11 protein-coding genes and 1 pseudogene are annotated in these 12,514 nt (G+C 72.0%); 5 read left to right on the top strand and 7 right to left on the bottom strand.

Going from position 1 to position 12,514, the window contains the following annotated elements; translation table 11 throughout:
- Positions 1-43: 43 nt before the first annotated feature.
- Positions 44-619 carry a hypothetical protein gene (locus AC0B9F_RS12440; protein ID WP_472001608.1) on the bottom strand — a complete coding sequence of 192 codons (576 nt, stop codon included), beginning with the start codon at positions 617-619 and terminating at the stop codon, positions 44-46.
- A 249-nt stretch (positions 620-868) separates the two neighbouring features.
- A complete protein-coding gene (locus tag AC0B9F_RS12435; protein ID WP_472001606.1) occupies positions 869-1,240 on the bottom strand; it encodes a thioesterase family protein in 372 nt (123 codons plus the stop codon).
- 192 nt (positions 1,241-1,432) lie between these two features.
- On the opposite strand from AC0B9F_RS12435, the gene AC0B9F_RS12430 reads away from it, so the two are divergent.
- Positions 1,433-3,760 (top strand): FdhF/YdeP family oxidoreductase, encoded by a 2,328-nt coding sequence (locus AC0B9F_RS12430; RefSeq protein WP_472001605.1) that lies wholly within the window; start codon positions 1,433-1,435, stop codon positions 3,758-3,760.
- On the top strand, positions 3,748-4,569 hold the full coding sequence (fdhD, locus tag AC0B9F_RS12425; protein ID WP_472001603.1) for a formate dehydrogenase accessory sulfurtransferase FdhD: 822 nt from the start codon (positions 3,748-3,750) through the stop codon (positions 4,567-4,569). Before AC0B9F_RS12430 ends, fdhD begins: the two co-directional genes overlap by 13 nt.
- 75 nt (positions 4,570-4,644) lie before the next feature.
- Here fdhD and AC0B9F_RS12420 read toward each other — a convergent pair whose 3' ends face one another.
- Positions 4,645-5,574 carry a LysR family transcriptional regulator gene (locus AC0B9F_RS12420; RefSeq protein ID WP_472001601.1) on the bottom strand — a complete coding sequence of 310 codons (930 nt, stop codon included), beginning with the start codon at positions 5,572-5,574 and terminating at the stop codon, positions 4,645-4,647.
- 189 nt (positions 5,575-5,763) lie between these two features.
- Between AC0B9F_RS12420 and AC0B9F_RS12415 the strand changes: the two genes are divergently transcribed.
- Positions 5,764-5,841, top strand: a complete 78-nt coding sequence (locus AC0B9F_RS12415; protein WP_472002129.1) for a 50S ribosomal protein bL37 — start codon at positions 5,764-5,766, stop codon at positions 5,839-5,841.
- Between the two features lie 7 nt (positions 5,842-5,848).
- Here the strand turns inward: AC0B9F_RS12415 and AC0B9F_RS12410 are convergent, their stop codons facing one another.
- A complete protein-coding gene (locus AC0B9F_RS12410) occupies positions 5,849-6,646 on the bottom strand; it encodes a hypothetical protein (protein WP_472001600.1) in 798 nt (265 codons plus the stop codon).
- A gap of 193 nt (positions 6,647-6,839) precedes the next feature.
- Here AC0B9F_RS12410 and AC0B9F_RS12405 point away from each other — a divergent pair, with 193 nt between their 5' ends.
- Positions 6,840-8,303 (top strand): phytoene desaturase family protein, encoded by a 1,464-nt coding sequence (locus AC0B9F_RS12405; RefSeq protein WP_472001598.1) that lies wholly within the window; start codon positions 6,840-6,842, stop codon positions 8,301-8,303.
- Here the strand turns inward: AC0B9F_RS12405 and AC0B9F_RS12400 are convergent.
- From AC0B9F_RS12400 to AC0B9F_RS12390, 3 genes and pseudogenes are all read right to left on the bottom strand, one after another.
- Positions 8,284-8,658, bottom strand: a complete 375-nt coding sequence (locus AC0B9F_RS12400; protein WP_472001596.1) for a VOC family protein — start codon at positions 8,656-8,658, stop codon at positions 8,284-8,286. The genes AC0B9F_RS12405 and AC0B9F_RS12400 overlap by 20 nt on opposite strands.
- 216 nt (positions 8,659-8,874) lie before the next feature.
- Positions 8,875-9,141 (bottom strand): annotated as a pseudogene (locus tag AC0B9F_RS12395) (MFS transporter); the annotation flags it as partial.
- A 101-nt stretch (positions 9,142-9,242) separates the two neighbouring features.
- On the bottom strand, positions 9,243-10,646 hold the full coding sequence (locus AC0B9F_RS12390; RefSeq protein ID WP_472001594.1) for a cellulase family glycosylhydrolase: 1,404 nt from the start codon (positions 10,644-10,646) through the stop codon (positions 9,243-9,245).
- Positions 10,647-10,782: 136 nt separating this feature from the next.
- Between AC0B9F_RS12390 and AC0B9F_RS12385 the strand changes: the two genes are divergently transcribed.
- Positions 10,783-12,309 (top strand): ricin-type beta-trefoil lectin domain protein, encoded by a 1,527-nt coding sequence (locus AC0B9F_RS12385; protein ID WP_472001593.1) that lies wholly within the window; start codon positions 10,783-10,785, stop codon positions 12,307-12,309.
- Positions 12,310-12,514: the final 205 nt, after the last annotated feature.

The raw sequence follows: 12,514 nt of genomic DNA, 5'->3' as shown, positions 1-12,514 counted from the left end.
CAACCCGGCTCGCCCTGCGTGGAGACGGCCGGGCGTCTGCTGCCTACCTGGCGTCCGGTGCGGTCACCGCGATCGGGCTGGTGAAATCGGTGAGCGTGAACGTGTTCCTGATGTCCGGGTCGGATGCGAAGTGGATGGCCTGCCGCACGCTTACGATTCGGCCCTCCTTGTCGATCCACGCGTCGGTGTCGATGGCGGTGGCGGTGGCGGAGCGCAGATTGCGGCCTGCGGTCCCGTCGACCGACTCGATGTCCCTGGGTGTGAGGCGGGCTGACACACGGAGGGGTTCGCTGCCCCGCTGTACCGAGCCGCCGTGGCCGAGCATGAGGCGGACGTATTGCGGAAGCCGGTCCGTGGGAATGCCGCCCTTGGCCGCCGACGCGGGGAACTGCTGCCACCTGCCGTGGGCGCCGACGGCACGCCGGTACACCGTCCGCCGGGTGATCACGACGTCTTCGGTGTACTGCTCGGTCGTGTCCCTCGTGCGGCCCGTCAGCGGGGCGTTGAGGTTGATCCGTCCGACCATGAGCTGCAGTCGTCTGGACCCGGACTGCGTGACGGCTTCCATGGCGGCCGAGTAGGGGGCGTCGTCGGCTGCGGCGAGCCGGTCGAGGACCACCTGCCGGCCGGTTTCCGGTCGTGTGGGTGAGTTCGAGGCGCATGCCGAGAGCGTCAGCCCTGAGAGTGTCACTATCAGGGCTGCCGTCCGGTGGGGGATCACGGGTGAATCCTCTGAGGTACGAGGCCCGGAGGGAGCGCCCGGTTCAGGCGGTGCCGGTCCGGGGCGCGACGGCCGCGGTGGCGAGGGCGGCGGCCACGGCGAGCTTCCGCGTGGGTGGTTCTCCACGGGTCGCCCGGGGAGTCCGCGTCAGAGCTTCGGGCCCGGCGCGGACACGGCTGCCAGGAAGCGCTCCCGGTCGACGACCGCCAGGTCGATCTCGCCGGTTGCGACCAGGTTCCCCGAGCCGTCGACCGCCTGCACCCGGAACGTCAGGCGCCGGCCGTCCGCGGTGGACGGCGCCTCAGCGGTGACCTCCACCGGTTCGCCCACCCGGGACGCCCTCAGGTGCTGGACGCGTACCGCCGTGCCCACGGTGGTCCGGCCCGCCCCGGTGAAGGGCGCGGCGGCCTCCATCGTCGCCGCCTCCATCCACGCGATCAGTCGCGGCGTGGCGAGGACGGGCACGTCACCACTGCCCACCGTCGTCGCGGTGTCGGAGTCGGTCACCTCATGGCGCATGCCGCCACGCTATCGCGCGCGCCCGGCCGAGCCGTACCCCGGGCCGCGCACCCGTCCGCGTCACCCCTGCTCAGCGGCCCGATAAGCCGCGCCTATCAGGCGATCGAAAACGCCTCTTTGACACCTCCCCGGCGACAGGAAGAAGCTGCCGGTCGGTCAGCGCGCAGCCGGCGGAAAGAGACGGACGACACCATGAGCGGTATCGAGGACCCGAGCGACGATCTGTCGGTCACCCCGCCGAAGCGCTGGGCGACGGGCATGCCCGCGGTGACCCACGCACTGGAGTACTCCCTGGAGCAGACCTCCGTGCGCCGCACCGCGCTGACGCTGCTGAACATCAATCAGGCCAAGGGCTTCGACTGCCCAGGATGCGCGTGGCCCGAGCCCGCGCCGGGCAAGCGGCACCGCAACGAGTACTGCGAGAACGGCGCCAAGCACATCGCCGACGAGGCCACCACGCGCCGGGTCACCGCCGACTTCTTCCGCCGCCATTCGATCGCCGAACTGGGCACCAGGTCCGACTACTGGCTCAACCAGCAGGGCCGGCTGACCGAACCCATGGTCAAGCGGCCCGGCGCGCAGCACTACGAGCCGATCGGCTGGGACGAGGCGCTCGACCTGATCGCGCGGGAACTGCGCAGCCTGGACTCCCCGGACGAGGCCCTCTTCTACACCTCGGGACGGCTGAACAACGAAGCCGCCTTCCTGCTGCAGCTGTTCGCCCGCGCCCTCGGCACCAACAATCTGCCCGACTGCTCCAACATGTGTCACGAATCCAGCGGCTCGGCACTGCAGGAAACCCTCGGCATCGGCAAGGGAAGCGTCTCGCTGGACGACATCCACCAGGCCGACCTGGTCTTCGTCGTGGGGCAGAACCCGGGCACCAACCACCCGCGGATGCTCACCGCGCTGGAGGAGACCAAGCGCAACGGCGGCCGGGTCGTGGCGGTCAACCCGCTGCCCGAGGCCGGGCTGATCCGCTTCAAGCACCCGCAGAAGGCCCGCGGGATCATCGGCCGGGGCACCGCGATAGCCGACCGGTTCCTGCAGATCCGCCCCGGCGGCGACCTCGCCCTCTTCCAGGCGCTCAACCGGATGCTGCTGGAGGCGGAGGACGCCGCGCCGGGCACCGTACTCGACCACACCTTCATCGACACCCACACCACCGGCTTCGCCGACTTCGCCCAGCACGCGCGCAAGACCGACTGGGACGACGTCCTCAGCGCGACCGGCCTCACCCGCGAGGAGATCGAGGACGTCCACGACCTCGTCCTGCGGAGCGAGAAGGTGATCGTGTGCTGGGCGATGGGCCTGACCCAGCACAAGCACGGCGTCCCCACGATCCGCGAAGTCGTCAACTTCCTTCTGCTGCGCGGCAACATCGGCCGGCCGGGTGCGGGCGTGTGCCCGGTGCGCGGGCACAGCAACGTGCAGGGCGACCGCACGATGGGCATCTGGGAGCGGATGCCGCAGTCCTTCCTCGACGCCCTGGGCCGCGAGTTCGGTTTCACCCCGCCGAGCCGGCACGGACTGGACTCGGTGGACGCGATCAGGGCCATGCGCGACGGCCGGGCGAAGCTCTTCCTCGGCGTGGCCGGCAACTTCGTACGCGCCACCCCCGACAGCCGGGTCACCGAGGAGGCGATGCGCGGCTGCCGCCTCACCGCGCACATCTCGACCAAGCTCAATCGGTCGCACACGGTCTGCGGGGACACCGCGCTGATCCTGCCGACCCTCGGCCGCAGCGACCGCGACATCCAGGCGACCGGCGAGCAGTTCGTCACCGTCGAGGACTCCATGAGCGAGGTGCACGCCTCGCGCGGGCGCCTGGAACCGGCCTCCCCGTACCTGCTCAGCGAGGTCGCCATCATCAGCCGGCTGGCCCGCCGCACCCTCGGTGACAGCCCGGACATCCCGTGGGAGGAGTTCGAGGCGGACTACGGCGCCGTCCGTGACCGGATCGCGCGCGTCGTCCCCGGCTTCGAGGACTTCAACGCCCGCGTGGCCAGGCCCGGCGGGTTCCGCCTGCCCAACCCGGTGAACGAGGGCGTCTTCCGCACGCCGAGCGGCAAGGCCGTCTTCACCTGCAACGAGTTCACGATGCCGCATGTGCCGGAGGGGCACCTGCTGCTGCAGACGCTGCGTTCCCACGACCAGTGGAACACCGTCCCGTACGCGATGAACGACCGCTACCGAGGCATCCACAACGCCCGCCGCGTCGTCCTCGTCAACCCCGGCGACCTGAGCGCTCTCGGGCTTGCCGACCGCGACCTGGTGGACCTGGTGACGGTCTGGCACGACGGGGTGGAACGCCGGGCCGAGGGCTTCCGCGTCGTCGCCTATCCCACCCCCCGCGGCTCCGCCGCCTCCTACTACCCCGAGACCAACGTCCTGGTCCCGCTGGACAGCGTCGCCGACATCAGCAACACCCCCACCTCCAAGGCCGTCCTGGTCCGCCTGGAACCCGCCGGGCGGCATGCCGGCACCGCGGACGGAACGGAGCCCGCATGGGACGCGTGACCGCCCGGCGCAAGGTGCTGCGCATCCGGGACGGCGTGGCCTCCCACCGCCCGGACACCCTCGCCGCCGAGGAGCCGATGGAGATCCGGGTGGGCGGGCGCGCCCTCGCCGTCACCATGCGCACACCGGGCGACGACTTCGACCTCGCCGCCGGATTCCTGGTGAGCGAAGGCGTACTGCATGCCGCCGCGGACGTCGCCGCGATCCGCTACTGCGCCGGTGCCACGTCGGACGGCGGCAACACCTACAACGTGGTGGACGTGTCCCTGGCGCCGGACGTGCCCGCCCCCGACGCGTCACTGGAGCGCAACTTCTACACCACCTCGTCCTGCGGACTGTGCGGCAAGGCCGGGCTGGACGCGGTCCGCACCGCGGCCGCCTGGTCCGTGGCCGGCGACCCGCTGCACATCGGCCCCGACCTGCTCGCGTCGCTGCCCGGGAAACTGCGCGCTGCCCAGAAGGTGTTCGACAGCACCGGCGGACTGCACGCCGCCGGACTGTTCGGCGCCGACGGCGAACTGCTGTGCCTGCGCGAGGACGTGGGCCGGCACAACGCCGTGGACAAGGTCGTCGGACACGCACTGCGCGCGGGACGGCTGCCCCTGCGCGGACATGTGCTGATGGTCAGCGGCCGGGCCTCGTTCGAACTGGTGCAGAAAGCGGTGATGGCCGGCATCCCGATGCTCGCGGCCGTCTCCGCGCCCTCCTCGCTCGCCGTGGACCTGGCCGAGGAGAGCGGACTGACCCTGGTCGGTTTCCTGCGTGGCGAGTCCATGAACGTCTACGCCGGAGCCCACCGCCTGGCCTGACTCTGCTCATGACACACCCCGACCGGCGTCCGCTCATGACGCTCCGGGACCGGCGTCCACTCAGGTCAGGTCAGGTCAGGTCAGGCCGGGCTCGGCGGGCAGGCGGTCCAGCGCGGAGGCGACATCCGTGCGCCGCGCGATGTCGACGAGGGCCCGCGCCATGACCGAGCCCGGCTCCCGCGCCATGACGACCAGCCCGACCGGCACGGTCCGCGCCGGCTCGACCAGCGGCACCGCCCGCATGCCGTGCGGCACTCCGAAGACGTGCAGCCAGGCATGCGCCACGATGCTCGCCCAGCGGCCCGTCCTGACGTGGGCGAACAACGCGGCCACCGAGTCGGTCTCGACCCGGGGCGAGGGCCGCGTCCCGGCCTCCGCGAACTGCTCGTCGAGCACCCGGCGGCCCTGCATCGACGGGTTCAGCAGACACAGCGGCAGCCGGGACGCCTCCGCCCAGGTCGCGGTCGCGCGCTGGGCCAGGGTGTCGGCCGCCGTGAGCAGCAGGACGTAGCGCTCCTCGTAGAGCGGCACGGACTGGAACTGCTCCGGCAGTTCGTCGCGCACGTAGGTGAGACCGGCGTCGATCTCGAAGTTCTGCAGTTGCCGCAGGATGTCCACCGACTGCAGGTCCGCCAGCACCTCCACGGTGGTCAGCGGATGCGCCGCACAGAACGGGTCGGTCAGCAGCGAGGCGGCCCCCGACGCGGTCGGCACCGAACCGATCCGCATCCGCCCGCTCAGCCCGCTGCGCAGGGCACCGGCCTCGTCCTTCAGCGCGTCGCGGTCGGCCAGGATGCGCTGCGCCCAGACGACGATGCGTTCACCCTCCGGGGTCAGGCCCTCGAACTTGCGACCGCGCCGCACCAGCGGCACATCGAGTTCCTCCTCCAGCTTGCGGACGGCCTCCGACAGCGCCGGCTGGGAGACGTAGCAGGCCTGGGCGGCACGGGCGAAATGACGTTCCCGGGAGAGCGCCACCAGGTATTCGAGTTGGCGAAACAGCATGTCCTCGGTCTACCCGACGCCTCCCCGGAAAGCCAATCAGCCCCCGGCCGGCACCGCGCTCACTCCCCGCGCCGACGGCATGGCCCGGGGGCCGGCGTGAGCGGTGGAGGGGTGAGATGCCCCGGAGTATGGTGATTACGGGTACGCCAGTGACCTGTGTGTTCTCCGTTCATGCCGTGGGAGGTCACCATGTCGTCCAAGCGACGCCGGAAGAAGAGGTCCCGCCGCAGCCACGCCGCCAACCACGGGAAGCGCCCGCAGTGCTGACGGATGGTCAGCTCTCCGGCTGTGTCTCCTGATCGGCGGCCGTCGTCTCCGCCCCGCTGCCCGCCGGCGCCGCCTCGGAGGCGGTGTAGAACACCGACGTGCCCTGCTTTGAACGCTGGGCATGGTTGCGGGCGACGAGGCTCTCCAGCGTGGTGCGCACGACCGTCGTCTTGACGCTGCGCTCGGGATGCGCCTTGCCGAGCGCGTCGGCGATCTCGGCCGCGGAGCGCGGCTCCTTCTGCTCCGTGAGGTGCTGACGGACCAGGTCGACCAGCTTGGGCGCGCCACCCGTGGCGGCCGAAGACCTGCCCGCGGACTTCTTGGCGGCCTGCTTCTTCGCGGTGCCGCGCGACGAAGCCGGAGCCTTGGCCGTCCCGCCCGCGTCGACCGTCTCGGCGGCCTTCACCGTCCCGTCCGCCTTGACCGCCTTCGCCGTCTTGGCTGTCCTGGAGGTCTTGGCCGGCCGGGTCGTCTTCGCGGCGGTCGCCCGGGTCCGCTTGCCGGCGGCGGGCTTGCGGCCGGCCGCCTTGCGCGGAGCGGGCACGACGACCGCCTCGGCCGCGCTGTCGGACGTCACCGGTCCCGTGGCCGCCCGCGCCTCCTCGACGGCCGAAGCACCCTGGAGCGCCTGGTGCATGTTCTGCAGGACCGCGAAGTCGTGCTGCAGCGCGGCGAGCTGCTCCTGCAGCGCGGCGATCTCCGCGCTGATGCGCTCGCGTTCCTTGGTGTTGTGCTCCAGGTCGCTCGTCACCTGGGCGAGGTACTGGGAGGTGAGTTCGGTGGCGGACACACTGCTGTCGGACATGGTGTCGGTTCTCCCTAGGTTTCCTGCGGTGTCACAGCAGGTCTCCCGCCGTGTCACAGCGCGATCAGTTGGGACTCAGCATGGGGGGACGGCTCCCCAACCTGCAAGGCCCTCGCCCAAGTCATGGTTGCCGTGGTAGCGAGCACCGACATGTCAGGGGGCGACTCACCATGACGACCACACCCGTCCCGCGATGACATCGGCCGTCGTGGTCGGCAGTGGCCCCAACGGGCTCACCGCCGCCGCCCTGCTCGCTGTCGCGGGGCTCGAAGTGACCCTGCTGGAGGCCGCGGACGAGACCGGCGGCGGTACCCGCAGCTCCGAGGCCCTGGTGCCCGGACTGCTGCACGACCACCACTCGGCCATCCATCCCATGGCCGTCACCTCACCGGCCCACCGCGCCCTGCGCCTCGACCGCCACGGCTTGCGCTGGCGCTGGGCCGGCGTCGACTGCGTACACCCGCTCGACGACGGCACCGCCGGGGTGCTGCTGCGGTCCGTCACCCGGACGGGTGACCTGCTCGGAGCCGACGGCGTCCGTTACCGCGCACTGGTCGAGCCGTCCGTGCGCCACTGGGACGCACTCGCGTCCGACATCATGGGCCCCCTGCTGCGCGTCCCCGCCCACCCCTTGCTCCTGGCCCGCTTCGGGCTTCCCGGCGCCCTGCCCGCCACCACCCTGGCCCACCTCTTCACGACGCCACAGGCCAAGGCACTGTGGGCCGGCGTCGCGGCCCATGGCTACCGGCCCCTGACCCGGCCCTTCAGCTCGGCCGTCGGCCTCGGCGTCCTCGTCGCCGGGCACGCCACCGGATGGGCCGTCGCCGAAGGCGGCTCGCGGTCCATCGCCCGCGCCATGGAACATGTGCTGCGCGAGCACGGCGGTACGGTCCACACCGGCGTCCGTGTCACCCATCACCGGCAGATCCCGCCCGCCGACGTGACGCTGCTCGACCTCGACCCCGGCCAGGCCGCCGCCCTCTACGGCGACCGGCTCCCGGCCCGCACCCGCGCCGCCTACCGGCGTTACCGTCGCGGTCCCGGCGCCTTCAAACTCGACCTCGCGGTCCGCGGCGGCGTCCCCTGGCGCAGCGCACATGCCCGCCGCGCCGTCACCGTGCACCTCGGCGGCACCTTCGCCGAGGTCGCCCGGGCCGAGCGGGAGGTGGCCGCCGGACGCATGCCCGAGCGCCCGTTCGTCCTGGTCGGCCAGCAGTACCTGGCGGACCCCTCCCGCTCGGCCGGTGACGTCCACCCGGTCTGGTCCTACGCGCATGTGCCGTACGGCTACGACCTGGACGCCACACAGGCGGTCCTCGGACAACTGGAACGCTTCGCACCCGGGGTGCGCGAACGGATCGTGGCCCTGCGCGCCACTCCGCCCGCGGCCCTCGCCGCCGGCAACCCCAACTTCGCCGGCGGGGACATCCTCACCGGCGCGGAGACGGTCGGCCGCCTGCTGTTCGGCGCTCGCCCGGTACGCGACCCCTACGCGACGGGCCTGCCGGGTGTGTTCCTGTGTTCCGCGGCGACCCCGCCGGGCCCGGGCGCCCACGGTATGTGCGGTGCCGGGGCGGCGCAGTCCGCGCTGCGCCACCTCGGCATGCGGCCCTTGGCGCTGCCGCCCGCGGAGTGCCCTACAGATACGGCCGGGTGATCAGCTCGATCGCATGACCGGCGGGGTCCTTGAAGTAGACGCCCCGCCCGCCGTGCTCATGGTTGATCTCGCCCGCGCGGCGCATCTGCGGATCGGCCCAGTGCTCGACGCCGCGTTCGCGCAGCCGCCGGTGGGCCCGGTCGAACAGGGCGTCGTCGATGAGGAAGGCGTAGTGCTGCATCTGGATCTCCACCGGCGGCTCGGCGAACTGCAGCAGGACACCGTCCGGGAGCTGGATGTTGGTGAACGGGCCCCAGGACGGCGCGGGCTCCACCTCCAGCAGCTCGCGGAAGAAGCGAGCGGACTCCTCGCGGTCCTTGGCGGCGATGATGGTGTGGTTGAAGCTGACGGACATGTTTCGGCAGACCTCGTGTTTTCGTGCGGAGGGAAGGCGGGCTCGTGGTTCACGAGCACCGGGAGGTCCGCGTGCCGAGATGTGGGGGTGCCTGTCGTGCACCCGCGGTGGGATCAGCTCACCACCGGGTCGCCGATCCGTGCATGGCGTAGAGCCGGTCCGGTGTTCACGCCCCGGACCCTACGCGATCACGACGCACCCCCACAACGCGGTTTCTCAGACGACGGGTTCGGCCGCCGGCTCCGCGCCCGCCCGGGGAGTAGGGCCCGGCAGTGTCAGCACCGCCACCACGGCGAGTACGGCCACCGCGGCGAAGGCGTAGAAACCCCACGGATGCCCGATGCCGGCGGCCACCAGCGCCCCGCTGACCGACGGGCCGACGATCGAACCGAGGCGGCCGATGCCGGACGCCGAGCCGAGCGCGGTGCCACGCACGGAGGCCGGGCAGAACGACGTCACATACGCGTACACCAGCACGCCGCCGAGCACCACGCGAACGTCTACGGATCCAGCGGTCACGTGGTACCCCACGAGGTGCTCGGCGAACGCGTCAGCGCAGCCCAGCTCCCGCCGTCCACGGGCGGCTAGCGCGGGACCCGCCGCACGGTGACGGTCACCTCGTGGTCCGGCGTGGCCAGCACCCACGCCCGGCCGGGCCGGCTGTGCAGCACCGTCGCGTCGGCGGTGATCCGCCAGGCGCCCCGGGGCAGGGACAGCTCGGTCAGCCGCGAGCCGTGACGGGCGGCGCGGTAGGCCAGCCGGTACACGCCCGCCGCTGGGTCGTACGACGCGGAGCGCACCGTGCCGGCGACGCTCGCCGCGTACGGCTCGGCGGTCAGTTCCTTGTTGGCCCGGAAGGCGCCGGAGCCGTCGACCGCGCAGTACCCGCCGCCGTAGCACCACACATACCCCGCCCAGCCGGAGGTGTAGCGGGCCAGGGACGCCATCGCGTCGCCGTAGAAGCGCCGCATGTTCGGCAGGGAGCTGTTCGGCGGGCCCCACTCGCCCACCACGACCGGCACCTTGTACTGCTTCGGGTACGCGACGACGGCCCGCTCGTACGCCTCGATCCACCCGGCGCCCGGATCGTAGTCGGCGCCGGCCTCCATCGCGGTGTTGTAGAAGTGCGGGGCGTACACCACCTTCGGGTCGTCGACGCGCCCGAGACCCGTCGGCACGCCCTCGCCGACGATCGGCGTGGGCTCGACGAAGACCCAGCCGTCCCGGTCGGCCGAACGCACCGCGTCGGCGAGGCGGTTGTACATCGGGGTGAGCTGCTCCCGCTCGATGCGGCGGGCGGCCGTCGGCAGGTCCTCGCCCTCCCTCAGCTCGCCCATCGGCTCGTTGATCAGGTCGTACCCGATCACCGCCGGGTGGTGGGCGAAGCGGCGGGCGAGCACCCGCCACGCGTCGGCCTGGGCGCGGCGCAGGTCGGGGTCGTCGTAGAGATGGGTGAAGGCGCGCTGGACGGCGGGCTCGAAGTACTCGGCGAACCAGTCGTCGGGGTGCGGCGTGAACGGCAGGCCGTCGGTTCTGGTCGCCCATTCGGGTACGCCGCGATGGCCGAACGCGGGCCCGAAGACGTCCTGGTGGGCGTCGAGCACCACCTTGATGTCATAGCGCCCGGCCCAGTCCAGGACGCGCTCGATCTTCCTCAGGTACGCCTCGCTGTACTGGCCCGGCCGCGGCTCCAGGTCGTCCCAGAACACCAGCAGCCGGGCGAAGTCGAAGCCCTGGGCGCGCAGGTCGCGGAAGTGCCGCTCGGTGATGGCGGACAGCGCCTTCTCGCCCCGGTTCGTCTTGTCCTCGACGTTCCAGCCGCGCAGGGTGAGCAACCGCCCCTGCCGGTCGGTGAGATGCGGGATGCCGGGCTCCTCCCGCCGGTCCTGGGCGGGGGCCTGGGCGGGGGCCTGGGCGTGTGCCTGGACGGTGGCGGGGACGAGCAGCGCGGCCGCGGCCACGCTCGCCGTCAGGGTCGTTCGCAGCACGGACACCTCCGGGGTCGGGGACGCGCGGAGCCACGAAGCGGAACCTGAGACTCCCTCAACTTTACTCGGCAGAGGTATTCCCAACGCGGCTACCGACCAGTAAATACCGTGGGTAACCCCACGTCCAGGAGGTGTCATGAGACGCTCCGGGTACCGCATCCGGTGGACCGTCACCACCCTCGTCGCCCTGCTCGGCCTGGCGACGACCGCTCTTCCCGCCACCGCGACCGCCGCCGACGGCGCCCCGCGGCAGGTGTCCGCCACCCCGCTCCCGCCCGACCTGGAGGCCATCCGCGCCGCCGAGGCCACCCAGCTCTACGGCGACCCCGCACAGCGGCCCCTCGCCGACCGCAAGACCGCCCTGATCTCCCTCGGTGACAGCGAGATCTCCGGCGAGGGCACCGGCACCTACGAGACGCCCACCAACGGCCCCGACAACTGGTGTCACCGCTCACCCGACGCGGCCATCCACCGCACCGGCATCCCCGCCGACCTCACCTACAACGTCGCCTGCTCCGGCGCCTACACCGGCAACATCAGGATCGGCGGCGCCAAGCAGTACGCCGACGAACTCGTCCAGAGCGACAGCCTCGCCGTCAAGGCGCGCAACACCCGCATCAAGATGGTCCTGCTGGTCGCGGGCGCCAACGACGACCTGCAGTTCGGCCCCGTCATGACCGACTGCGTCGAGCGCTACCTGCTTTCCCAGGGGCCCTGCGAGCCCAAGTACGCGCCGGGCTGGCAGGCCCGCGTCGACGCCCTCGTGCCCAAGGTCGAGCAGACCGTCCGCGATTTGAAGTCCGTGATGCGCGGCGCCGGTTACGCCGACGGCGACTACAAGCTCGTCCTGATGAGCTACCCGAGCCCTATCGGCCCCGACTTCCGTGACAACCCCGGCTTCAGCACCAAGCTCGCCTGCGGCGGCCTCGGTTACGACTCCGACACCGTCTGGGGCCGCAACACCGCCGTCCCCGCCTTCGAACGCGGCATGCGCAAGGCGGCGGCCGAGACCGGCGCCTTCTACCTGGACAACTCGCGTCTGTTCCACGGCCACGAGGTCTGCACGGAGAACACCTGGGCCCGGGGCCTGTTCATCGACGTGTCCAAGCCCGGCCTGCCCGACGAGAACTCCGTGCGCCAGTCCTTCCACCCCAACGTCCGCGGCCACGCCGCCTTCGCCACCTGCCTGACCCGCTTCTACGCCGCCGGCCTGCGCGAGGCGTCGTGCGCCGACGTCGACTCCTCCGGCACACCGACCCTCTTCCCCTTCGCCTGGGACGACGTCTACACCGCGCTGCGCAACGAGGCCACCGGCACCTGCGTGGACGTCACCGCCTCCGCGAGCGCCGACAACACCGGCGTGCTCGGGTGGGACTGCACCGGCAACCGCAACCAGCACTGGTGGTACGACGCCGCCCGGCAGACCTACCACACCGAGCTCACCCAGGACCGCTGCCTGGACGTCCCCGGCGCCCAGTACCGCGCGGGCGCCGCGCTGATCGTGTGGAACTGCTCCGGCGCCGCGAACCAGAAGTTCGTGCGCGACGGCGCCACCATCCACCCGGCCGCGGCGACGGCGCTCTGCCTGACCCAGTCGGCCCCGCGCGAGCCCCTGCGCCTGCAGAACTGCGACGGCTCGGCGAGCCAGCGCTTCACCTCGTAAGCCCGCAGGGGACCACGGCCGGCCGGGTCACTGCCCCGGCCGGCCGCTGCCGCATGGCGCCGTGCCCGGTGGGCGCTCATCCACCATGGCGAAGTCACGCTCACGCCGGTACGCGGTGGCGGCGAGCAGCCGCTGGTGGAGCGAGGAGGACGGGCGCTGGTTCCCCGCCGGTGAGGTGCACGCGGCGCCGCCGACGCCGTCCGCC

This window comes from Streptomyces sp. NPDC097129, from assembly GCF_055668065.1.
This window is presented reverse-complemented; position numbering and strand designations above follow the sequence as displayed.

Coding starts and splice junctions, on each gene's coding strand:
- AC0B9F_RS12435 (WP_472001606.1), bottom strand. CDS start 1,240: ATGCGCCATGAGGTGACCGACTCCGACACCGCGACGACGGTGGGCAGT.
- AC0B9F_RS12400 (WP_472001596.1), bottom strand. CDS start 8,658: ATGTCCGTCAGCTTCAACCACACCATCATCGCCGCCAAGGACCGCGAG.
- AC0B9F_RS12420 (WP_472001601.1), bottom strand. CDS start 5,574: ATGCTGTTTCGCCAACTCGAATACCTGGTGGCGCTCTCCCGGGAACGT.
- AC0B9F_RS12410 (WP_472001600.1), bottom strand. CDS start 6,646: ATGTCCGACAGCAGTGTGTCCGCCACCGAACTCACCTCCCAGTACCTC.
- AC0B9F_RS12430 (WP_472001605.1), top strand. CDS start 1,433: ATGAGCGGTATCGAGGACCCGAGCGACGATCTGTCGGTCACCCCGCCG.
- AC0B9F_RS12405 (WP_472001598.1), top strand. CDS start 6,840: ATGACATCGGCCGTCGTGGTCGGCAGTGGCCCCAACGGGCTCACCGCC.
- AC0B9F_RS12415 (WP_472002129.1), top strand. CDS start 5,764: ATGTCGTCCAAGCGACGCCGGAAGAAGAGGTCCCGCCGCAGCCACGCC.
- AC0B9F_RS12385 (WP_472001593.1), top strand. CDS start 10,783: ATGAGACGCTCCGGGTACCGCATCCGGTGGACCGTCACCACCCTCGTC.
- fdhD (WP_472001603.1), top strand. CDS start 3,748: ATGGGACGCGTGACCGCCCGGCGCAAGGTGCTGCGCATCCGGGACGGC.